The organism is Citrobacter sp. TBCP-5362 (assembly GCF_005406305.1).
Classification (GTDB): domain Bacteria; phylum Pseudomonadota; class Gammaproteobacteria; order Enterobacterales; family Enterobacteriaceae; genus Citrobacter_B; species Citrobacter_B koseri.
Genome location: NZ_CP040234.1, coordinates 2,969,859 through 2,992,662, shown reverse-complemented (window position 1 = coordinate 2,992,662; position 22,804 = coordinate 2,969,859). Strand labels below are relative to the sequence as shown.

Annotated in this window: 20 protein-coding genes; 6 read left to right on the top strand and 14 right to left on the bottom strand. The window is 54.2% G+C overall.

From position 1 onward, the window contains the following. Positions 1 to 223: 223 nt before the first annotated feature. Positions 224 to 490, bottom strand: a complete 267-nt coding sequence (locus tag FD428_RS14305) for a DksA/TraR family C4-type zinc finger protein (protein ID WP_047457957.1) — start codon at positions 488 to 490, stop codon at positions 224 to 226. A 191-nt stretch (positions 491 to 681) separates the two neighbouring features. Further along, positions 682 to 942 (bottom strand): DUF1471 family periplasmic protein McbA, encoded by a 261-nt coding sequence (gene mcbA, locus FD428_RS14300; RefSeq protein ID WP_012133167.1) that lies wholly within the window; start codon positions 940 to 942, stop codon positions 682 to 684. 287 nt (positions 943 to 1,229) lie between these two features. Here mcbA and rlmF point away from each other — a divergent pair, with 287 nt between their 5' ends. Then, on the top strand, positions 1,230 to 2,156 hold the full coding sequence (rlmF, locus tag FD428_RS14295; RefSeq protein WP_047457955.1) for a 23S rRNA (adenine(1618)-N(6))-methyltransferase RlmF: 927 nt from the start codon (positions 1,230 to 1,232) through the stop codon (positions 2,154 to 2,156). On the opposite strand, the gene ybiO is transcribed toward rlmF, so the two are convergent. The 6 genes from ybiO to rhtA all read right to left on the bottom strand — a co-directional run bounded on the left by ybiO (position 2,153) and on the right by rhtA (position 8,784). After that, a complete protein-coding gene (gene ybiO, locus FD428_RS14290; RefSeq protein WP_071259631.1) occupies positions 2,153 to 4,387 on the bottom strand; it encodes a mechanosensitive channel protein in 2,235 nt (744 codons plus the stop codon). The two genes, rlmF and ybiO, sit on opposite strands and share 4 nt — an antisense overlap. Before the next feature lie 118 nt (positions 4,388 to 4,505). Continuing rightward, positions 4,506 to 5,228 (bottom strand): glutamine ABC transporter ATP-binding protein GlnQ, encoded by a 723-nt coding sequence (gene glnQ / locus FD428_RS14285; RefSeq protein ID WP_012133163.1) that lies wholly within the window; start codon positions 5,226 to 5,228, stop codon positions 4,506 to 4,508. Then, positions 5,225 to 5,884 (bottom strand): glutamine ABC transporter permease GlnP, encoded by a 660-nt coding sequence (gene glnP, locus FD428_RS14280; RefSeq protein WP_012133162.1) that lies wholly within the window; start codon positions 5,882 to 5,884, stop codon positions 5,225 to 5,227. Before glnP ends, glnQ begins: the two co-directional genes overlap by 4 nt. Before the next feature lie 95 nt (positions 5,885 to 5,979). Further along, on the bottom strand, positions 5,980 to 6,726 hold the full coding sequence (gene glnH, locus FD428_RS14275; protein ID WP_012133160.1) for a glutamine ABC transporter substrate-binding protein GlnH: 747 nt from the start codon (positions 6,724 to 6,726) through the stop codon (positions 5,980 to 5,982). Positions 6,727 to 7,090: 364 nt separating this feature from the next. Continuing rightward, positions 7,091 to 7,594, bottom strand: coding sequence for a DNA starvation/stationary phase protection protein Dps (gene dps / locus FD428_RS14270; RefSeq protein ID WP_012133159.1), 504 nt, complete (start codon positions 7,592 to 7,594; stop codon positions 7,091 to 7,093). Positions 7,595 to 7,899: 305 nt separating this feature from the next. After that, positions 7,900 to 8,784, bottom strand: coding sequence for a threonine/homoserine exporter RhtA (gene rhtA, locus FD428_RS14265; RefSeq protein WP_012133156.1), 885 nt, complete (start codon positions 8,782 to 8,784; stop codon positions 7,900 to 7,902). Positions 8,785 to 9,137: 353 nt separating this feature from the next. Between rhtA and ompX the strand changes: the two genes are divergently transcribed. Next, complete coding sequence (gene ompX / locus FD428_RS14260; RefSeq protein ID WP_012133153.1) at positions 9,138 to 9,653, top strand: outer membrane protein OmpX; 516 nt, start codon at positions 9,138 to 9,140, stop codon at positions 9,651 to 9,653. Positions 9,654 to 9,804: 151 nt separating this feature from the next. Here the strand turns inward: ompX and FD428_RS14255 are convergent, their stop codons facing one another. Next, positions 9,805 to 11,391: a phosphoethanolamine transferase gene (locus tag FD428_RS14255; protein WP_114848486.1), complete on the bottom strand. Its 1,587-nt coding sequence runs from the start codon at positions 11,389 to 11,391 to the stop codon at positions 9,805 to 9,807. A 289-nt stretch (positions 11,392 to 11,680) separates the two neighbouring features. Beyond that, on the bottom strand, positions 11,681 to 11,809 hold the full coding sequence (mntS, locus tag FD428_RS14250) for a manganase accumulation protein MntS (RefSeq protein ID WP_047457949.1): 129 nt from the start codon (positions 11,807 to 11,809) through the stop codon (positions 11,681 to 11,683). Between the two features lie 186 nt (positions 11,810 to 11,995). On the opposite strand from mntS, the gene mntR reads away from it, so the two are divergent. After that, a complete protein-coding gene (mntR, locus tag FD428_RS14245) occupies positions 11,996 to 12,469 on the top strand; it encodes a manganese-binding transcriptional regulator MntR (RefSeq protein WP_012133150.1) in 474 nt (157 codons plus the stop codon). Continuing rightward, on the top strand, positions 12,466 to 13,575 hold the full coding sequence (locus FD428_RS14240) for an anion transporter (protein WP_114848485.1): 1,110 nt from the start codon (positions 12,466 to 12,468) through the stop codon (positions 13,573 to 13,575). Before mntR ends, FD428_RS14240 begins: the two co-directional genes overlap by 4 nt. 80 nt (positions 13,576 to 13,655) lie before the next feature. Here the strand turns inward: FD428_RS14240 and ldtB are convergent, their stop codons facing one another. Further along, positions 13,656 to 14,576: a L,D-transpeptidase gene (ldtB, locus tag FD428_RS14235; protein WP_114848484.1), complete on the bottom strand. Its 921-nt coding sequence runs from the start codon at positions 14,574 to 14,576 to the stop codon at positions 13,656 to 13,658. A 218-nt stretch (positions 14,577 to 14,794) separates the two neighbouring features. On the opposite strand from ldtB, the gene FD428_RS14230 reads away from it, so the two are divergent. After that, entirely contained in the window at positions 14,795 to 16,390 is a 1,596-nt protein-coding gene (locus FD428_RS14230) for an ABC-F family ATPase (RefSeq protein ID WP_047457942.1), read from the top strand. 83 nt (positions 16,391 to 16,473) lie between these two features. Here the strand turns inward: FD428_RS14230 and FD428_RS14220 are convergent, their stop codons facing one another. Both FD428_RS14220 and FD428_RS14215 read right to left on the bottom strand, forming a co-directional pair. After that, on the bottom strand, positions 16,474 to 18,837 hold the full coding sequence (locus FD428_RS14220; RefSeq protein ID WP_137675739.1) for a TIM-barrel domain-containing protein: 2,364 nt from the start codon (positions 18,835 to 18,837) through the stop codon (positions 16,474 to 16,476). 17 nt (positions 18,838 to 18,854) lie between these two features. Beyond that, the gene (locus FD428_RS14215; protein WP_012133145.1) at positions 18,855 to 20,156 is read right to left on the bottom strand and encodes an MFS transporter; all 1,302 of its coding nucleotides are present in this window, start codon (positions 20,154 to 20,156) and stop codon (positions 18,855 to 18,857) included. A 292-nt stretch (positions 20,157 to 20,448) separates the two neighbouring features. Between FD428_RS14215 and FD428_RS14210 the strand changes: the two genes are divergently transcribed. After that, the gene (locus FD428_RS14210; RefSeq protein ID WP_024130506.1) at positions 20,449 to 21,522 is read left to right on the top strand and encodes a LacI family DNA-binding transcriptional regulator; all 1,074 of its coding nucleotides are present in this window, start codon (positions 20,449 to 20,451) and stop codon (positions 21,520 to 21,522) included. Here the strand turns inward: FD428_RS14210 and FD428_RS14205 are convergent. Beyond that, the gene (locus FD428_RS14205) at positions 21,519 to 22,781 is read right to left on the bottom strand and encodes a DUF1479 domain-containing protein (RefSeq protein ID WP_047457936.1); all 1,263 of its coding nucleotides are present in this window, start codon (positions 22,779 to 22,781) and stop codon (positions 21,519 to 21,521) included. The two genes, FD428_RS14210 and FD428_RS14205, sit on opposite strands and share 4 nt — an antisense overlap. Between the last annotated feature and the right edge of the window lie 23 nt (positions 22,782 to 22,804).

Genomic DNA, 22,804 nt, shown 5'->3' with positions numbered 1-22,804 from the left:
CGGTTTTTTGCGGGAGATAAAATCGAATAGAATTGACGTCATCCATCAAATAATTTGAATGACAAATAACTTATTGATTATTAATAAATTCAAAACATGGATTTACGCTTCTTGCCGTTTCACTTTACAGAAGAGAGAGTAACGGCACATTTTGCCACGCAGAAGGTGAAAAAGCATGAGAGTAAAAGAACATGCTTACGCTGTTGTTTTACGTAAAGAAAAGTTAGCGTAACTGGCTATCTTTCGATCCCCTGCGATTATATCCTGAGAATGTTGCGTTATGTAAATCTTTCTCCTGCTGGCAGGCAATGCATAGCCTTACTCCCGGAACGGCTTTACGCCGCGCTTCCGGGATAGGATCGCCGCACTCTTCACACTCATACAGGCTTTCGCCTTGAGGAATTTCGCCGCGAGCGCGGGCGACAGCATCTTCAATAGTATTGTTGATTTGTTCATTAACGGCGTCGTCGTTCGCCCACCCGGATGCCATATACCGGTTCCTCCCCCTTTATTCCACACGGTAAGTGTAGTGAATATGGGGTCAAAAATCGTACAGTCAATAGCGCAGAAGCAGGCCGGTATATCAGTCAGCGAAAAACATCAGCGAATGAAAAAGACGGGGGAAGTTTTCTATGCTAAGGAAAACTGCATTCGGTGGGAATGCAGTTACCTGGTAGGGGGTTATTTGTAGATAGTGGCAGTGCCATACATTTGGTTATCGCCACCGGCAGAATTGACGACAAAACCTTTGGCGCCTTGTTCACGCGCTTTTTCTGCCAGTTTATTTTCAAGTTCGCTCAGCGTCGTCGCGCCTGTCGCCGAGACGGTCCCGGCGGGTCTGAGCTGGCCTGCTTCTGAGCTGCTAAGCGGCTGCGCGGCGAATGCACTAAAACTCATGCCAGTGAGCAGAGCAGCAGCCAGTACGGTGAGGCATTTTTTCATAACGGCATCCTCTTAGAAACAACAGGTGGTGCCTCATAAGTTTAGGACGTTGATGACGCAAAATTAACGCAAAAAATTGATTATGATGTGCTTGTTTTTTGAACGATGTTTTTTGACGAATATTGACAAATCAATGACATACAGATTATTGATTTTCCAGGATTTTGTCGCTAAGCGCTGCGGAGCGACCCGTGTTCGTCTGCGGTATAAGCGGGCTTTCTCCGTCAGGTTTGTTTACCACGTTGCGTTATGCGAGTATCTTACGCCGCTGCTAAAAGGAGAATGCCATGTCTGCCCAGAAACCGGGATTGCACCCACGTAATCGCCATCATCATCGTTACGATCTCGCGACGTTATGCCAGGTCACGCCAGAACTGGCGCAATTTCTTACCCGTACGCCTGCGGGTGAGCAAAGCGTTGATTTCGCGAATCCTCTGGCAGTTAAGGCGCTCAATAAAGCGCTGCTGGCGTATTTCTATCAGGTGGCAAACTGGGATATTCCCGAAGGCTTTCTGTGCCCGCCGGTGCCAGGCCGCGCCGATTATATTCACCATCTGGCGGATCTGCTGGGCGAAACCACAGGCGCGATTCCGGCGGATGCGAGCGTGCTGGATGTGGGGACAGGAGCGAACTGCATTTACCCGCTTATCGGCGTGCATGAATACGGCTGGCGCTTTACCGGCAGCGAAGTCCATGCGCAGGCGCTGGCCAGCGCCCAGGCGATCATCAGCGGTAACCCAGGCTTAACCCGATCGATTCGTCTGCGTCGGCAGAAAGATCCTGCGGCAATCTTCAACGGCATCATTCATAAGAATGAACAGTATGACGCCACGCTGTGCAATCCGCCGTTCCACGATTCGGCGGCTTCTGCCCGTGCGGGGAGCGAGCGCAAACGTCGCAATCTGGGGCAGGATAAAAACGATGCCCTGAATTTTGGCGGCCAGCAGCAGGAACTCTGGTGCGAAGGCGGGGAAGTGGCGTTTATCAAAACGATGATCGCGGAAAGCCAGGCCTTTGGCCGCCAGGTGATGTGGTTCACCACGTTAGTGTCGCGCGGCGAAAATTTGCCGCCGCTGTACCGCGCGCTGACGGACGTTGGGGCGGTAAAAGTGGTCAAAAAGGAGATGGCCCAGGGGCAAAAGCAGAGCCGCTTTATTGCCTGGACCTTTATGGATGACGATCAGCGTCGCCGTTTTATGGCGCGTAAGCGCTAAAGCGTGGGTTCGCTCGGCGGCAGGGGGTCTGTCGCTGGCGCCTGACCGATCGTCGGTGCGGGCAGTACCTGATACGTTTGCACCGGCGCGCGAACGCCTGCCAGATCAAAATGTTTTTTCACCTGGCTGTCGAGCGCGAAGCGTACCGTCCACTGTTTTAAGGGCAAGGTGGTAAAGGAGACCCGCAGCGTAAAAGCGGTATTGGTCAGCCCGACGATCCCGGAGAATGACGGTTCTCCGATAATCAACCCGCGAATATCTTCCGTCTCCATCACCGCAGCCACCGCGTCCTTCAATGCCTGATTGGCTTTATCCGCATCTTCATGGCGATCCACGTCATAGTTAGCCACGACCGAACCAATGCCGCGCACAAAGTTCGCGAAGGTGGTAATCGAAGACCACGGAATAATGTGGTACGCCCCGGTATCCTGGCGTACGCCTACCGAGCGAATCGACATTCGTTCCACCGTACCGGTCAGCGGGCCGATAGTCACCAGATCGCCGGTATTCATCCCGTTTTCAAACTGGATGAATACGCCGGTAATAATATCTTTCACCAGCGTTTGCGAACCGAACGAAATCGCCAGCCCCAGCGCCCCGGCGCCGGCCAGTAAGGGGGCAATGTTCACGCCAATCTCTGACAGCACGATCATGATAGTGATTGTACTGATGATCACCGCCAGGGCGTTACGAAACAGCGTAAGCAGGGTTCGGGTACGCGCGCTGGGCAAGGGGCGGCCGTGAATATCTGATGCCAGGCGGTTCTCGATCAGGCTGGCGAGGATGGTCCATCCGACCGCAGAGAAAAAGAGGATCAGCGCAATGCGGATCAGAATATCGACGGTTTTTTCTCCCGCGCCGTTGTGCAGCCAGTTCCAGAAGTCGAATAACCCCCAGGCGTTGAGCAACAGCATGATCGCCACGCAAACCGTCAGGATTCGCGCGGCTTTCAGGGCGGTTGACAGCCAGCCGTTCAGCCGTTTTTGCAGCTCAGGGTAGTTGCGCTGCGTAGGGGGCGACAGCGTAATGGTTTTGGCTATCCAGCGTGAGAACATGCCGGAAACAAACGCGGCGACACCGATAATGAGCAGGCTGCGTACCGTCGCGCCCATCATAAACTTCAGGCTATTGCCCGGGTCGAACAATGAGAAGAAAAACAGCACGATAAAATAGGCGCTGGCCAGCCAGTGCCACACCAGCGCGAAGGCGCGAATAAACAGACTGAAAAAGGCCAGCGACCGTTCCGCGAGATTCAGCAGATGCTGGGTGATCTCTTTTTTGTTTTTGAAGATCAGATACAGCGCCCACAGTGTAATGCACAGCATGATGATGACGTTCGCCATCGCGCCGACCTGGACGTTGACCTGGTTGGAGATAATCGGCACGGCGACGATCAGACCATAGCCGATCAGGCTACTGAGCGAACTCAGACGGCGATTCCAGTAGCGCGCGCTGGCGTCCTGAATCGTGAACGGACGCAACTCCGCTACGTTAGGGCAAAAGATCAGACGCAGAATGGCTTTGAAAAACTCAATCAGGGCAAACGCGTTCAGGAACAGACTTTGTTGAAAGGCGATGGTTCGGCTACCGGCGTTCATTCTGTCGCTCAGTATCTGCCCGACAAACAGGGTCAGCGCCAGCAGGAGCAGATCGATGATAAATGCGCCGATAATCATTGCGGGAAGCTGTAGCCAGTTGCTGCGGTCGCGATTTTTTGCGCGCGCCCACTGACCCATTTTGCGATACAGCGGCAGCGCGCAAAGCCGTATCAGCCAGTAAAAGACAAATACCGAAGCTGCCAGCATCAGGAAGTGGGTCAGGGCATTGGTAAATGCCTGCGTGTTAAACGGCTTATGCGGCGAGTCGGTGATGTTACGATAAAGCTGGGCAAAGCGCCCGGAGAGGGCTTCTCCGTAACGCCGGCTGATGTCGGTTACATTCTCCAGCACCGTTTTTTCTTCCGTAACCGTGGGCGGCGTTATCGTGGGGACGGGCTCTGGCGGCGGCGTGGCGGCGACTTTCCGTAGCTGGTCGATGAGCTCCTTGCGAGAGGTCTCGTTTTCCAGCACATCTGCCAGCGCCGCGTAGGCGGCTTTCTTTTGTTCGACATCGGGTTCAGCCGCAGGCGCGGCCTCCTGACTGCCTGAGGCGTCCGTTGTGACGCCGGGGATCGCGACCGCATGCGCGGGGGCGCCCAGCAGTAAAAAGAGGATGAACAGGGTCCGCCGCATGACTCCTCCTGTGAGAAATATAAGCAAAAAGATAAGTATAGATGCTTAAAGGGGAGGGATTTGAAATGGGAGGATTCCGGGGAAACCCTCCCTTCCGGGCGGAAGGGAGGGGCGTGCCTCAGGAAACGTGCTGCAAGAACTCCTGCAAACGCTGGCTGGGCGGATTTTCAATCAGGGTTTGCGGATTACCGTCTTCCGCAATGCGCCCTTTGTCGATGAAGATCAGACGGGAGGCCACTTTCTCGGCAAAGCCGATTTCGTGGGTCACAATGACCATTGTCATCCCTTCTTCCGCCAGATCCTGCATGACTTTCAGCACTTCGTGACGCAGTTCCGGGTCCAGCGCGGAGGTCGGTTCATCAAACAGCATCATTTTCGGCTTCACCGCCAGCGCGCGGGCAATCGCCACACGCTGCTGCTGACCGCCGGAAAGTTCGGAAGGGTAGTGATGCGCGCGCTCTGCCAGCCCGACTTTCGCTAATAACTCTTTGGCCTGCTTTTCAGCATCTTCTTTCTTCGCGCCGCGCACACGCAGCGGCCCGAACATGACGTTTTCCAGCGCCGTCAGATGCGGGAAGAGATAGAACTGCTGGAACACCATGCCGGCTTCCTGACGGATTAACCGCTCATCCACCTTCGGATCGTTCACTTTCAGACCATCAACAATCAACTCGCCGGACGTGATCTCTTCCAGTTTGTTGATGCAGCGCAGTAGAGTGGACTTCCCGGAGCCGGATGGCCCGATGATGACCACCACTTCACCCTGTTTGATGTTCAGATCAATATTGTGCAGCACCTGGGTTGGCCCAAAATGCTTGGAGACGTTTTTAAATTCAATCACAGGATTTTCATCCTTCTTTCCAGACGACGCAGAATGAAGCTCAGTACCAGCGTAATGATCAGATAGAACACCGCAACGGCACTCCAGATTTCCAGCGCGCGGAAGTTACCGGCGATGATTTCCTGCCCCTGACGAGTCAGTTCAGCGACGCCGATAACAATAAACAGCGAGGTATCTTTGATGCTGATAATCCACTGATTACCGAGCGGCGGCAGCATACGGCGCAGCGCGAGCGGTAAAATAACGTGGCGAATGGTTTCGCCGCGAGACAGCCCTAACGCCAGGCCCGCTTCGCGAAAACCTTTGTGGATAGACAGCACCGCACCGCGCGTGATTTCTGCAATGTACGCGCCCGAGTTAATCATGATGGTAACAACGGCGGCGCTGAAGGGATCAATTCGCAGATCGTTAAACGCCATCGGCAACGCGAAGTAGATAAACATCACCTGCACAACGATAGGCGTACCGCGAATCACTTCGATAAAGACCAGCGCAACGTGGTTGGCGATCCAACCACCAAAGGTGCGCGCAAAACCCGCAAGCAACCCGATGACCAGGCCGCCAGCCAGACCAAGGATTGAAATCCACAGGGTCATTTTGGCGCCTTCAATCAACAGCGGGATGGCGGGCCAGATGGCACTCCAGTCAAACTCCATAAATTGTTCCTGTTACCGTGGTGAAAATACTCAAAGGCCTGTACGCCCGGTAAGCGCAAGTGCCACCGGGCGTAACGAGCTAAAATACAGCGTTATTATTTAGGTTCAGTACCGAACCATTTTTTGTAGATTTCGTTATAGGTGCCGTTTTCACGCAGCGTTTTCAGCGCGCCGTTCACTTTCTCACGCAGTTCGTCGCTGCCTTTCGGGAAGGCGATGCCGTATTGCTGCGCTTCCAGAGACTCACCTACCGCTTTGAACTGACCATTGCCCGCGGTTTTGATGAAATAGAGGATGTTTGGCGTATCGTGCAGAACGGCGTCCGCACGGTTGGTGCCCAGTTCCATGTAGGCGTTATCGATGTTCGGGAACTGACGCAGATCTTTGGTTTTGATGTTTGCTTTCGCGTAATCGACAGAACCGGTGCCGCTCTTCACCGCAACCACTTTGCCGTCGAGGTCTTTCACGCTTTTCACATCGTTGTTATTGGCTTTCACCATGACCAACAGACCGCTTTTGTAATAGCCGTCAGAGAAGTCGATCGCTTTTTTACGTTCGTCGGTGATCGTGATGCCTGCCAGCGCCAGGTCGACGTTTTTGGTTTGCAGCGCCGGGATGATGCCGCTGAAATCCATCGGTTTCAGGGTGTAGTCCAGATTCAGCTCTTTCGCGACAGCGGCCCACAGATCCACATCAAAGCCAACGTATTTGTCGCCCTGTTTGAATTCAAACGGAACGAACGCCGTGTCGGTTGCCACGACGAGTTTCTTATCCGCGGCGTGAGAAGACACCGCAAAAGCCAGGGTAAGTGCAGCCAGTGAAACTTTTAATACAGACTTCATAGCATTTCCTTTTATATCCACGGGGCGATCCCCTGCGAGAACATATGGCGTAATGAAAGAATCGTGCCAATTATGCAACTCATTGTTTTAAAAAGAAGGCGTTTCATTTTAATGCACAATAAGCGTGGCAAAACTGACGGATTGCACCGTTTTGGGGCGCTGATTTAGTGCAGACCGAATCAGGTGCAAACGGTATGACTATTTAGCGCAAAAATTGTTGCTAAAACAATCTCTCGTTAACGATTGTGTGAGGTGATTATTACAAATATTTTACTTTACGGCAGGGCGGAAGAAATTTGATGCACTATAAAAGTGCAAAACCCCCGCCGAAGCGAGGGTTCATAGGTCTTACTTATCATGCTGCTTATTCGATGTTGGCTTCGATGAACCACAGGAATTTATCGAGGTCGCGGGAAGCCGCGGTAAAGATATCAGCAGTGTCTTCGTCTTTGGCTTCGCTGATGGCTTTACGGACGTCATTGGCGACAACAGAGTAACGATCCGCCAGCTCTTTCAGGTGATCCTGAACGCTATGGATATCCAGCGGATAGCTTTTCAGCGGTGTTTTGCTGTTAATCACTTGCGTTGTCCCTAATGCCACGCCACCCAGCTGTACGGCACGTTCTGCCATGGTATCAAGGTGGTCGGTCAGCGCTGTACGGAAGCCATCCAGCATCTCATGTACGGCAATAAAGTTAGCACCGCGCATATTCCAGTGAGCCTGCTTAGTGATCAGTGACAGGTCAATGAACTGGATCACCTGACGATTCAGCAACTCAACCGTCGCTTTCTTATCGCTGTCTGATACATCGTTGCGGGTATAAAGCAGATTAGACGCTTTCGTTTTTACCAGTTTAGCGGTACTCATAATCTCATATCCTCTTGATGTTTTGTGTCCCAGGTAATTAACGAAACTAAGTATAGCACCGGTTTTTCATTTTGCTTTTCTGTCTGTGCCTATCACTTTAATAGCGCAGAAAGTGTTTAATATTGAAAACGATTAAAAATCAATATGTTATTAAATTAAGTGTCAGCATGTTAATAATTCTCATTCACTATGAGCGATAAACATAAATAGGTTTGCAGACAGCAGAAAAATAGCGGAGATAATAATAATGAGAAGGATAAAAGCAATATTCTGCATGATTATGCAAATCATGCAGAATTGTAACGTTAATTAATGTCGACTTGCTGAATTTTCGTTTCTCGCCGGATGGTGAGCGTGGACCCCATCGAGGCGGCAATGATGGCGGCCAGGGCCAGAAGCTGCACCAGCGTCAGCGTTTCTCCCAGGAAAATCATCCCCGAAACGGCAGCCAGCGCGGGCTCCATGCTCATCAGCGTCCCAAACGTTCGCGTGGGCAGTCGCGTCAGCGCGATCATTTCCAGCGAGTAGGGCAGCGCCGTTGACAGCACGGCGACAGCCAGACCCAGCGGGAGAATCGACCAGTGCCATAGTGCTTCTCCCGCCTGTAGCGCGCCAACCGGAACGAAAACGATCGCCGCAATGAGCGAGCCTACCGCCACGGTCGCGGGGCCGTGTTCTTCACCCGCCCGCTGCCCGGTCAGAATATAGATAGCCCAGCAGGCGCCTGCGCCGAGCGCCAGCGCGGCACCCGTTAAATCAACATGCGATACGCCCTGACCAAGCGGCAACAGGAACCAGAGTCCAAGCACGGCCAGCACAACCCAGATGAAATCGACAGGCCGTCTGGACGAGAACAGCGCGACCGCCAGCGGCCCGGTGAACTCCAGCGCAACGGCGATGCCGAGCGGCACCGTCTGAATCGACAGGTAAAACAGGTAGTTCATCCCGCCAAGCGACAGACCGTAAAACAGGAGCGGCAGCCGCTGTTCTCTGGCAAAGCGCAGACGCCAGGGCTTAAAGAACGCAATCAGGATTAGCGTGCCTAATGCCAGACGCAGTGCGGTAACGCCCGGCGCCCCGACGAGAGGGAACAGCGATTTCGCCAGCGAGGCTCCGCTCTGAATAGAGGACATCGCAATGAGCAAAACCAAAATAGGCAGCCAGACTGGCTTACGTGACGACCCCGGCATCCTTTCTCCTGTCAATTAATGTCAATAGAAGTAAAAAAGGCAGTGTAATAGAAATAACCTCTGACGGTTGAGTATTCGTTGAAAAAAAATCCCGGAGAATCCGTAAAATATCGATGAATTGATGGATTAATAAACTGCGTAATTAGGAATTATCTGGATGAATGTACCATATTGTGCGCGTAATAATGGTGCGCTTCACCGGAAAAGTGATGTTATTTGAAAGAGATAGCGGGTTATGGAAATGTTCTGTTACACGAAAAGACCCGTTAGACATCGCGAATCGCAAAGAGTTTCTCATCAATTTTTGATATATTTATAACTTAGGATTTACTTGAAGCACATTTGAGGTGGTTATGAAAAAAATTGCATGTCTTTCAGCACTGGCCGCTGTTCTGGCTATTTCCGCAGGTACTGCTGTAGCTGCTACTTCTACCGTTACGGGTGGTTACGCTCAGAGCGATGCTCAGGGCGCAGCGAACAAAATGAACGGTTTTAACCTGAAGTATCGCTACGAGCAGGACAACAACCCGCTGGGCGTAATCGGTTCCTTCACCTACACAGAAAAAGATCGTACTAACGGTGCTGGCGATTACAACAAAACTCAGTACTACGGCCTCACCGCCGGTCCTGCTTACCGTCTGAACGACTGGGCAAGCATCTACGGTGTTGTTGGTGTGGGTTACGGTAAATTCCAGACTGCTGCCACCCCGGCTGACAAACACGACACCAGCGACTACGGTTTCTCCTACGGTGCCGGTTTGCAGTTCAACCCGATCGAAAACGTTGCGCTGGACTTCTCTTATGAGCAGAGCCGTATCCGTAACGTGGACGTCGGCACCTGGATCGCCGGTGTTGGTTACCGCTTCTAATCACTTCGGTGATATGAAAAATCCGCCCCTCGGGGCGGATTTTTTTGTCTGATGTGTAGGCCGGATAAGGTATTTATGCCGCCATCCGGCAATGCCTGATGGCGACGCTGAGGCGTCTTATCAGGTCTACAACATTATCAGGACTACAGGTTTAGCGCTGTTTGGTACTAAAAATATCCGTACCCAGATGGTTGTAATCCACCTTCTGCAACTTGAAGTTGGTGATGAAGACCGGTCCGGCTTTCTGCTCAGAGATAAAACGGTATTTGGTTTTAATCTCTTTCGCGCTGATCCCCGTCCATTGCGAGAAAAAGCCTAAGAAATCATTTGCCGAGCGGCGCGCTTTAATCACGTGATGCGCTTTGTCATCGCTGGAAAGCACCATAAACGGCACCTGAAAATTCTGCTGATACCTGTCGTCATGCGCCAGATACTGCACCTCTTTCCCGCGCTCTTTAAATGCGAGGCCATGATCCGAGAAGTAGACCATAGAGAAGCTGTCGCCGCTGTTACGCAACTGCGCGTACAGTTTTCCCAGTAATGCGTCCGTTTGGGTCATGGTGTACAGGTAGCAAGAGGTCTCTTTCGACTGCACGAAAACGTCGTATTTTCCCTGCGTGCGATCGCAGGCCTGCGGGTGCGAGCCCATCAGGTGCAGCACAATTAACTGCGGCTGCGTGCGTTCTGTCTCCAGTACCTGAGCGGTCATTTTTAACAGCGCATCGTCACGCGTATTCTTGTCGGCTTCGAAGTCTCCGCTTTTCAGGAAGTGCGCTTCATCGGCACGTTTCGCGATGCTGGCGATAGCCGTATCGTATTCGCCGATTTGCCCCTGATTCGAGAACCACCAGGTCTGGAAACCGGCACGGTTGGCCAGCGTCACGAAGTTATCCTGGAATTGCGGCTTGTTGTCGACCACGCGATTGAGCGTTAAACCGAGCGATTTTTGCGTTGAGCCGCTGGCGGCAACGTAATCCATGAAAAAATAACCGTTGGCGGTACTGGCGAACGGGGTGTTATCCCAGTGACCGCCGAATGCGCCCATTGCGTCACGCCGCGCGCTTTCACCGATCACCACCACGTAGGTATGGTATTGGGGCTTAACCGCAGTGACCGTCCAGGTATCCTTCATCCCGGACAGCTTCGCCATCCGCTCTTGCTCCTCAATCACCTCATTGTTGTTGACGATGACATCCTTCACGAAGCGAAAAACCGGGTAGCCGGTGTCTTTTAATTTAAACACGCCGCCCCACGCCAGGTTTTGCACCGGCGCGACAAAAAAGGCGATGATGCTGAACAGCAGACACACGCTGTCCACAACGCGCCAGGCTTTTTTCTCCGTCTCTTGCTTACGGCGAACGGCAATCACGCCCAGTGCAAAGATAAAGAGGCCTACCAGATAGTTGTACCACGGGAAGATGGTCAGGATTTCGGTGGACTCTTCCACGTTGGTCGAATGCAGCGCCAGCAGCGTATTAAAGTTTGGCGAGCCGTAGGCCTGGCCGAACGGAAAATACATGGCGGCGATCAGCGAGCATAGCCCGATCAACACCTTTTGCGCGCGCGGCGCGGTGCGCCAGAGCAACAGCAATAGGCAGGTAAAGGCTGCTGTATAGAACAGGCTAAACGGGTAGCCCGACGCGAGGTTAATCAGCAGCGACTGTAAAAAGTAGAAGCCAGTCCACGGGCTAATGGCCCTGCTGCGGGCAATAAGCGAGTCTTTGAGGGTTAAATTCATATGCCACTATTGCAAAAACGCCATGTGCTCACCCTGGCGTTAAGGGTCAATACCTGCCGGAAAGTGCGTGAAGAGGGGATGGGGTCCGCATCTGCGAGCCGCAATATATGCAGGGCTGCGCAACGATAGAGCGTGTGTATAAGAAGGTCAACTACTACAAGGAAAATGTTTTGCGAAGGGGGCAGCAAAACCGACAAAAAGAAAGGGTATTGAGATAAAACACAGCGCGAGCGCACCTTGATGGCCGCGAAGATGGCGTCAAAATGGAGCGGCGTACCGCGACGCCGCGTTATTTTGACGAGGGCTGATCCTGCTCGGGTTTGCCGTTGATCATGTCACACAGCATGGACAGCAGCATTAACCGTACTTTAAAGGGAGAGTGGCTAAACACGCGCATACACCTCTTAAATTCGTTCATAGAAACCTCCTGACTTTACGATCCCATCGATCCGTGAGGGATGCCTGCATTACATACAGATATAGCACAGGCTATATTATATAGCTATTGCTAAAACGTTAAATTTTTGAGCCTGTGCAACTCTGGTTTACAATGGGCCCACTCCAGCCAGATGCAATTAACGCGTCACAGTAACGAGGAAGCAGAATGAGTCGTCGCGCAGGTACGCCAACAACAAAAAAAGTGACGCAATTAGTGAATGTCGAAGAACACGTCGAAGGGTTCCGCCAGGTCAGGGAAGCGCATCGCCGTGAACTGATCGATGACTACGTTGAGCTGATTTCCGATTTAATTATCGAGGTCGGTGAAGCGCGTCAGGTTGATATGGCGGCGCGACTTGGCGTTTCCCAGCCGACGGTCGCCAAGATGCTCAAGCGTCTGGCGTCGGTAGGGCTTATCGAAATGATCCCCTGGCGCGGGGTATTCCTGACCGCAGAAGGCGAGAAGCTGGCGCAGGAAAGCCGTGAACGCCACCAGATCGTGGAAAACTTTTTACTGGTGCTGGGTGTCAGCCCGGAAATCGCACGCCGCGATGCGGAAGGGATGGAGCACCATGTAAGCCAGGAAACGCTTGAGGCTTTCCGCCTGTTTACGCAAAAGCACGGAACGCCTTCTGAATGAGTTTTCCTTTTCTGCGGGCATTAAGACGCGATCGTTTCCTGCTGTTATTACTCCTTGTCGGGGCCGGACTCAGTCTGTTCGTCCCGTTTACTCCCCGCACCTGGCCGGGTGCAATTGACTGGCACACCATTATTACGCTGAGCGGTTTGATGCTGCTGACCAAAGGCGTTGAGCTGAGCGGATATTTTGATGTGCTGGGCCGCAGAATGGTTCGTCGTTTTAAAACGGAACGCCGTCTGGCAATGTTTATGGTGCTGGCGGCGGCGGTGCTGTCAACGTTCCTGACCAACGATGTGGCGCTGTTTATCGTCGTTCCGCTGACTATTACCCTGAAAAGACTGTGTGCGATTCCGGTAAACCGGCTGATTATCTTTGAGGCGCTGGCGGTCAACGCCGGTTCGCTGCTCACGCCGATTGGCAATCCGCAAAATATTTTGTTGTGGGGGCGTTCTGGTCTTTCATTTGCGGCTTTTGTCTGGCAGATGGCGCCGCTTGCCGCCGTGATGATGCTGACGCTGTTGGTGCTGTGCGGCCTTTGTTTTCCGGGGCAGGCGTTGCAATACCATACCGGTACGCGCGCCCCTGAGTGGCAACCGCGCCTGGTGTGGAGCTGCTCTGGGTTGTATATCGTGTTTCTGACCGCGCTTGAACTGAAGCAGGAACTCTGGGGGCTGGCGATTGTGGCGGCAGGGTTCATCGTCCTGGCGCGCCGCGTGGTACTGAGCGTCGACTGGACGTTACTGCTGGTGTTTATGGTGATGTTTATCGACGTGCATTTATTGATACAGCTACCGGTGTTACAGGGCGTACTGCGCCATGTTGAAACGCTCTCTGCGCCGGGGCTTTGGCTGACTGCGCTCGGTCTGTCGCAGTTTATCAGCAATGTGCCCGCCACGATTTTATTGCTCAACTACGTTCCGCCGACCGCGTTGCTGGCCTGGGCGGTCAATATCGGTGGTTTTGGTTTGCTACCGGGATCGCTGGCGAATCTGATTGCATTGCGGATGGCAAATGATCGGCGTATCTGGTGGCGGTTTCATTGGTATTCGTTGCCGATGCTGCTCTGGGCGGCGCTGGTGGGATATGGATTGTTGCTGCTGAAGTGATGGCCCGATGGCGCTATGCTTATCGGGCCGACGCGGTAGGCCGGGTAAGGCGAGAGTCGCCACCCGGCACATGGCTCTGATCAGTTCAGACGAACCGGCATACCGGAACGGTTCTGAACGGCCTGCTCAACCACAGACTGATCGACATCAGGCTGGCTGGTGACGCTCTGAACGCTTTTGTTCAGGTTAATCGGTACGATCTCGCCGCCTTCGAACTGCGCTTCCGTGGTAGACAGAGGGTTATGGACTTCAATGTAACGGCTGCCATCTGGCTCAGTGGTCGCTTTCACCGGCTCGTCGATAAACTGTACGCGGGTGCCGACCGGCACATTTTCAAACAGGAACTTGATGTCGTCGTTACGCAGACGGACGCAGCCGTGGCTGACGCGCAGGCCGATACCGAAGTTGGCGTTGGTGCCATGAATCGCATACAGACGACCAATGTACAGCGCGTACAGACCCATCGGGTTATCCGGGCCAGCCGGCACGACGGCTGGCAGCGGTTCGCCCGCCGCGCGGTATTCGGCATGCATTTTCGCCGTCGGCGTCCAGGTCGGGCCTGCTTTCTTACGCTCAACTTTCGTTGTCCAGTTGATTGGCGTGTCTTTCCCTAACTGACCGATACCAATCGGCAGGACGATCACCGTGTTGGTGCCTTTCGGGTAGTAGTACAGACGCATTTCCGCACTGTTAATGACAATGCCTTCATGCACGGTGTCCGGCAGGATCAGCTGCTGAGGAATGTTCAGCACCGTACCGCCTTTTGGCAGGAAGGTATCAACACCCGGGTTCGCTTCCAGCATGTTAGACAGCCCCATCTGGTATTCAGCCGCAAAATACTCCAGCGGTTGGGTATTGCCTTCCGGGATAGTGATCACCTGGTTTTGACCAACGACGCGACTGCCATCGGTCGGTAAAGGATAAGTCACCGCTGAGGCGGTGCTGCAAAAGCCAACTACAGCGAGGGTCGCCGCGAAAAACGTTGTTAATTTCATATTCATGTTATGCGAGATTCAGTGCCTGGCAGGCTATTGGGTTGAGAATTCTGTCATGTTGGGAGCGCATTATATGTGCATTCCCGTTAAGTGGGAATTCAGATGTGTACGAAATCACATTTTTTTCCCGTGAGGACAATTTTAGCGGCTTACCGTGAGGCGCGATCTTATTTAAGACTTGTGGCATAATAAGCGGTTTGTCACATATTTTTCAGGATACGCCAGTGTTAGTTTCCAGCAACGTCACCATGCAGTTCGGCAGCAAGCCGCTGTTTGAAAATATTTCCGTCAAATTTGGCGGCGGCAACCGTTACGGCCTGATTGGCGCCAACGGTAGCGGTAAATCCACTTTTATGAAAATCCTCGGCGGCGATCTCGAACCGACGCTGGGCAACGTCTCTCTCGATCCAAACGAGCGTATCGGTAAGCTGCGCCAGGATCAGTTTGCCTTCGAAGAGTTTAGCGTACTCGACACAGTGATCATGGGGCATGTTGAACTGTGGGAAGTAAAACAGGAACGCGACCGCATCTACGCGCTGCCGGAAATGAGTGAAGAAGATGGCTATAAAGTGGCCGATCTGGAAGTGAAATACGGCGAAATGGATGGTTACTCTGCCGAAGCGCGCGCGGGCGAACTGCTGCTGGGCGTGGGTATTCCGGTTGAGCAGCACTACGGCCCGATGAGCGAAGTCGCGCCAGGCTGGAAACTGCGTGTCCTGCTGGCGCAGGCGCTGTTTTCCGACCCCGATATCCTGCTGCTTGATGAACCGACCAACAACCTCGACATCGACACGATCCGTTGGCTGGAGCAGGTACTGAACGAACGTGACAGCACCATGATCATCATTTCGCACGACCGTCACTTCCTGAATATGGTGTGTACGCATATGGCGGATCTGGATTACGGCGAACTGCGCATTTACCCGGGTAACTACGACGAGTATATGACTGCCGCCACCCAGGCGCGTGAACGCCTGCTGGCCGATAACGCCAAGAAAAAGGCGCAGATTGCAGACCTGCAATCTTTCGTCAGCCGCTTTAGCGCTAACGCGTCTAAGTCTCGCCAGGCAACGTCTCGTGCCCGTCAGATTGATAAAATTAAGCTTGATGAGGTGAAGGCCTCCAGCCGTCAGAACCCGTTCATCCGTTTTGAACAGGATAAGAAGCTGTTCCGTAACGCGCTGGAAGTGGAAGCGCTCGCGAAAGGCTTTGATAATGGCCCGCTGTTCAAGGGCGTTAATCTGCTGCTGGAAGTGGGCGAAAAGCTTGCGGTACTCGGGACTAACGGCGTGGGTAAATCCACGTTGCTGAAAACGCTGGTGGGCGATCTGGCGCCGGATAACGGCACCGTGAAATGGTCAGAGAACGCGCGCATTGGGTATTACGCGCAGGATCACGAATATGAGTTCGAAAATGACCTGACGGTGTTTGAATGGATGAGTCAGTGGAAGCAGGAAGGCGATGACGAGCAGGCTGTACGCAGCATTCTTGGCCGTCTGTTGTTCAGCCAGGACGATATCAGAAAACCGGCGAAGGTGCTCTCCGGTGGTGAAAAAGGGCGTATGTTGTTCGGTAAGCTGATGATGCAGAAACCGAATATCCTGGTGATGGACGAACCGACCAACCACCTGGATATGGAATCGATCGAATCGCTGAACATGGCGCTGGAGATGTATCAGGGCACCCTGATTTTCGTTTCTCACGACCGTGAGTTTGTTAGCTCGCTGGCGACGCGCGTGCTGGAAATTACGCCGCAGCGTGTGGTGGACTTCAGCGGCAACTACGAAGATTATCTGCGTAGTAAAGGGATCGACGGCTAAAAAAAAGCCCGGTGGCGCTACGCTTACCGGGCCTACGCTACAGTTTGTAGGCCGGGTAAGGCGAAGCCGCCACCCGGCAATTTTCAGAGCACCCACTCACTCCCTTCAACGCCATTCACCCGCAGCGTACGTTTTTCCCCTACCGGTAACGATACCTTCAACATGTTCCATGCCGGACGATAGTCGCCACGCGCGTTGATTTTCAGGTTGACGGTCGCCCCATCGCACACCATCTCCCACTCCACCCACAGGGCATTGCCCGTCTGATAACCCCAGCTTTCGCCATCGTCTTCAAACAGCAGACCGGACGTTGTCCCCACGCCTTTAACCGGGAACAGTTTCAGTTCGCGGGTATCGTCGCGTTCAGCGCTGACATGGGTGATCCGTTCGCTCAGCGGCAGGCCTGCACCGACGCGTACCAGCAGCGGCAGTTTTTCCAGCGGCGCGTTCAGCGTGATCCACTGGCCCCCAGAGAACCATTCGTGGCTATCGAAATCGTACCAGCCGGTTTCGTTATCCGGCAGCCAGACGCGGCGTTCACGTTGACCGGGTTCCACCACGCTCGCCACCAGAATATCGCGGCCAAGCAGGAAGTCGTCGCACTCTGCGAAGGTTTGCGCGTCGTGCTCGTGGTCGAGGAAAGTGGGGCGCAGCATCGGCTCGTCGTCGGCGTGCGCCTGCCACAGCAGCGTGTAGAAGTAGGGCAGCAGACGGTAACGTAGCTCAATCGCGCTACGAATCGCCGGCGTTACGCCCGGGTACATCCACGGCTCATTCACCGTATGATCGTCATTCCATGAGTGGATGGTAAAGCGAGGGTGCATCACGCCATTCTGTACCCAACGCACGAACAGCTCCGCATCCGGTTTATCGCCAGAGAAACCGCCGACGTCGTGACCCACGTTATACAGCCCGGACAGACTCATCCCCAGCCCCATGCGGGTGTTGTAGCGCAGGGTATCCCAACTGGTGCGGTTATCGCCGCTCCAGGTTTGCACGTAACGCTGCATCCCGGCGCAGCCGGAACGGGAGATCAGGTACGGGCGTTTTTCCGGCGCAAAGCGCTGCTGCGCTTCCAGCGAGGCGCGCATCATTAACAGCGGCATGACCGGGCGAATATGTTTGATGGCGATTTCGCGGCCAAAGCCGTGGCAGCGGGCTTCGCCATCCCACACTTCAAACTCGTTGTTGTCGTTCCAGGTGGAGTCGATCCCCATCTCCAGCAACTGCGTGGTGACGCCTTCCTGCCACCAGGCGACGGTTTGCGGATTGGTGAAATCAAGGTTAGAACCTTCGTCATCCCAGAAACTTGAACGTTCCGGCGCGTCGGTTTCCGAATCACGGATAAATAACCCTCTTTCCGCGACTTCGTTGTAGCGCGGGTGATCCTGCAACAAACACGGTTTAATGTTGGCCGCCAGCTTCAACCCCGCATCGTGGAATGCCTGGGTCATTACTTTCGGCTGCGGCACCTTGTCGTAGTTCCAGTTAAAGACGTAGCGTTTGCCGTTAATGGAGGTGTAGCCAGATGAAAGCTGGAACGAATCGCACGGAATCGCGTGTTCATTGCACAGACGGATAAAGTTCATCAGCTGGTTTTGCGCGTCCGGCGCATCGGTGTAATGCATGGTCGAGCCGCTGTAACCCAGGCTCCACTTCGGCCCGAACAGGGTTTTCCCCGTCAGGCGCACAAAGGCTTTGGTGACATCCAGCACACGCTTGCCGGTAAAGATGTAGTAATCGATATCGCCCGCTTCCGCCTGCCAGCGGCGATAGGCGGTGTGATAGTTGTCGATTTCATTGCCCAGATCCAGCCAGCAGCTGCTCAGGTTGTCGTAAAACAGACCGTAGCTGACGTCATCGCGGCGGGCGATGGTGAATGGAATATGTTTGTACAGCGGATCGGTGCTGACCGCGTTATAGCCCATCGCATCAAGGTTGCGCATCTCATAGCGTTGGCCGTTGCGTTGCAGGTCGCCCGCTTTCTCGCCCAGGCCGTAAAAACGTTCATCTTTACGGCGGCTTAAATAGTGCGCCACGCCGTCGCCGTGAGCGTTCAGCAGATAGGCGCTGGTGGGGCGGTCGTTGACCAGCGGCTGCCAGTCGCCCGCCTCATCGCGATAGTGCCACTCCAGCCACAGCGGCTGGTGGACGGTCACGCGCAGTTGCTCAGTGGCGACAATCAGCGCGCCATCCTGCTGCGTCAGTTGCCAGGCCGGGCAGCTAAAGCCGCTGACATCCTCACGGCTGCGGCCTTCCCACGGCACATCCTGCGCCGGGGCGATACTCCAGGTTCTGTCTAATGCCAGTTCGCCTTTACGTTTGATCAGCACGCGAAACAGATTTTCTTCCAGTACGTACAGGCACAGATGGTGTTGACCATCTACCAGCAGTTCCAGATGATGGGCCGACTGTTTCTCTACAATCCAGTTTTTCAGGGTTTTCATACGCAATACATCCACTATCAGGCGCGCTTGGCGCGACGTTCAGCAATAAATGCCACCAGGAAAACAGCGCCAATCAGGTCAAAGAACCCCATGGCGATAAAGAGCGGGTTAAAGCCGATTTTGTCGGCGGTAACGCCAATTAACAGAGAGAAGAGGAAGCTGGCGATCCACGCCGCAGAGCCGCGCATTCCGTTGACGGTCGCCATCTGGCCTTTATCAAACGACTCCACGACCAGCGCGCTCAGCATGCAGGAGATGATCTGATGACCGAAGCCGCCGATGGAGATCAGCACGATGGTGATATACGGATCGCGGGTAATGGCCACGATGCCGAGAGAAATCATCAGAAACGCGCCGGTCACGGAGCTTGCCACCACGGAGTTAACGCGAGAGCAGCCAAACAGACGGGTATACAGGCGGGTGAGGTAGCCGCTCGCCACGCTGCCGAGATCGGCGGCGAGGAACGGCAGCCAGGCGAACATGGCGATCTGCTTCAGATCCATACCGTGTTCCTTCGCCAGATACAGCGGTACCCAGAAGCTCAGCACCGCCCAGGCCGGTTCTGCCATAAAGGCCGGGATCGCGATACCGTAGAAACGTTTATTTTTCGACACGGTTTTCAGCGCGGTCAGGAAGGGCAGTTTCACGGCCGGAGGCTCGTTATCCTGCTTGATGTACTCCAGCTCCTCTTCACTCAGGTTCGGGTGCTGTTCCGGGTTATGGTAGAACGCCCACCACAGGATCACCCACAGCAGCGCCAGCACGCCGGTAAACATAAATGCACCCTGCCAGCCGAATGAGGCGTGCGCGAAGTAGATGATTGGCGGCGCCAGCATGGCGCCAATTGAGAAGCCGACGCCCGCCCAGCCCGCCGCGACCGGACGCTCTGATTTCGGGAACCATTCGCCGATGGTTTTGGCGTTGGCTGGCGTAGCGGCCGCTTCAGATGCGCCCATAAAGAAGCGCAAAATAGCCAGATGCAGCCAGCTTCCGGCGCCCGCGTGGAAGATACACATCAGCGCCCAGATCCCGGCGCAGACCATAAAGCCAATCTTCAGGCCAATCACATCGATCAGCCAGCCGCACAGGGGCTGGAAAATGGTGTAGGCAATCTGGAACGCGCCGACAATCCAGGAGTATTGCTCGGTGGTGATCCCCAGACTCTCTTTCAGCTCCGGCGCCAGGATACCCAGCGAGTTACGCGTGATGTAGTTAACGGTCACACCCAGTAAGAACAGCACCAGCACATACCAGCGCAAATTTTTGATGACGCGGCGGGTTTTACTCGCGGCGACAGTGTTATTGATGTCCTGACTCATTTCTTTTCTCCACAAGACGGACGGTAGGGGAAATAAACGTTTGGGTGTCACACAAATTTTGTTATCTCATTGAAAGTTATCTTTTTATTTATTCTTAGTTGCTATACAACTAGTATGTAAGTTGTGTGACAAGTTCAGGTTAAGTGAGAAAATGGGCGGGCAATAGTGGATTTTGTGCAAGTTTTCTCATTACTAACGGTATCGCTCTGGCAAGATGGACGTTAAGCCAGTTATTTCCCTGTTTGTGCGTTATGAAAATTTTTTCATTTAGCAAATGGAGCAAGATCACAAAATGGATAAAAGGCTCAAAATCAGCGAAATTGCCGCGCGGACGCAGCTTTCCGTCAGCACCGTCTCCCGCGTGCTGGCGGGGAAGGCAAATACCAGTGAAAAAGCGCGCAACAAAGTGCTGGAGTGCGCGCGGGAGCTGGGCGTCATGGATGGGATGGCGGCAGGCAGGCTGTTGCTGAATAGTCTGGTGGTCTTTGCGCCGCAGCGGGCGTTTGATGAGCGGTCCGACATCTTTTACTACCGCGTGATTCAGAACGTGAGTAAAGGACTGACGGCGTATGAAGTACGGCTGCGTTATTGCGCGCTTGAGGAGCTGGACAGTGACGCGCAGCTTTTCCTCGCGCGGATGAACGAAGCGGAAACGCAGGCGGCGATTTTGTTAGGGATTGACGATCCGCATATTCACGATTTGGCGGTGGACGTGGGGAAACCCTGCGTACTGATTAATTGCCGCGACCAGCGAATGCGTTTGCCAGCCGTTTCGCCCGATCACCGCGCCATTGGCGAACTTGCCGCTGATTATCTTTTTTCAATGGGGCATCGCGACGTGATGACGGTGCTCTGCCTGCGTCGCTACACGATGGAGCTGCGTCTGGCCGGCATTCGCGACGCCTGGCAAACCCATAATCTGAAATTTAACGATAAGCGGGATTTACTGGTATCGCCGAGTTTCAGTGCGAAAGAGGCGGAGCAGCGGGTCAGCGAATGGCTGGCGAATACGCCGGATAAGGCATTGCCGACGGCGTTTTTGGTCGGCGGTGATTTTATGGCGGCGGGCGTCATCAGCGCGTTGCAAAAGCGCGGCCTTCGCGTGCCGCAGGATGTGTCGGTGATGAGTATTGACGGCTTTAATCTGGCGGAAATTCAGGATGTGCCGTTAACAGCAGTACATGTGCCGCGCGATGAGCTGGGGACGGAGGCGGTACATATGCTGCAACAACGTCTGGTTCGTCCGAATGCGCCAATCGGTACGCTGTTGCTGAACGGCACGTTGACGGTGCGGGAGTCGGTGCGGCGGATACGTCCAGGAAAACGACGCACCGCCGTAGAGCGGGAAGGGCTGTATGACGCTTAACTCATGCCCAGCGCGCGTTTTCCGTGAACGTTCAGATCGCTCAGCGTAAAACGGCCTTCCCAGTTTGTTTCGTAATCTTCACGCGGGAAATCGCCTGGCGATGCGCCCGTTTCCAGCGCGGCTTTGACCTTGTGCGCGTAAGCCAGGTTTTTCTCACACATCGGCGCGGCGGGGATGTACATCACGTTCCCCCAGCCTTGCTGATTTTCCACCGGCGCGACGGAGTGGATCACATCGCAATGCCACCAGACGGAGTCCCCGGCCTCCAGTTGCGGAATACTGGTCAATGCCTCAATCAGCAGCGGATGCCATTGTTGCGAAACCGGCAGCACCCGGCCTGGCGCAACGCCGCACAGTTCATCTTCAGGAACGTCATCCAGCAGGGGGCGTAACAGGATATACGCCATCGCTTCTGGAATCGGCACCACATGCAGCAAGCCCTGGCCCGGCAGCATATCTGACAGCGCCGTCCACCCCTGGAAGGTGCGGAAAACCGAGCATTTGGTGGTGTTATCGACCGTATACTCTTCGACTTCGGTACGGTAGGCGGCATGCCAGGGATCGTACTTTTCCAGCTCGCCGTTAAAGATACTGGCGAAAACCCGTTGATAGGCGGGCAGCAGCCAGCGTTCCAGCGCGCCGGAATCGGTATGCGCCCCCAGACCTTTTGAGGTGGTGCCGGGTGGGCGGCGGCGGATGCGATCCGGGTAGATCACGCTGATATCCGGGTTGAACCACTGTCTGCCGTCGCTTTCAAATGTCCACAGCCGATTAAGGAAAGACTGAACGTTCGCCATCTCTTCGCTCTGACGAGCCTGCATCTGCGCCTGCGACCAGTAAATCGGATAAATTTCAGGGCGGGAGGCGGTTAATGTGCCGAAGAAGTTATCGCCGGGACCTTTGTACACCTCATCAAAATGGTTGCGATCCAGATAATCCAGCATGGATTGATCCCATGCCAGCGCCTGTTCCCGCGGGAAATGGCCCTTAATGACCGCGCATCCGCGCCGCTTGATCTGTTCACGCTGCGCTGCCGTGATGGCGCCGGACTGGATATCCGCGTAAGACAGCGCAGGCCAGACGGCATCGCCCTGCGCTTTGAGCGTATTGATTTCCGCCACGCGTGTGGCAATCACCTCGCTGAGCCTGTCAAAAACGCCCTGCACATCACCGAGCTGCGCCCGCAACGCCTGCTTCATCTGCCGGATCGCCGCTTTATGATCGGCCGGTAATGTATCGCTTGTGAAGGTTAAAGCCATAACCACCTCGCATTGACTTTCAT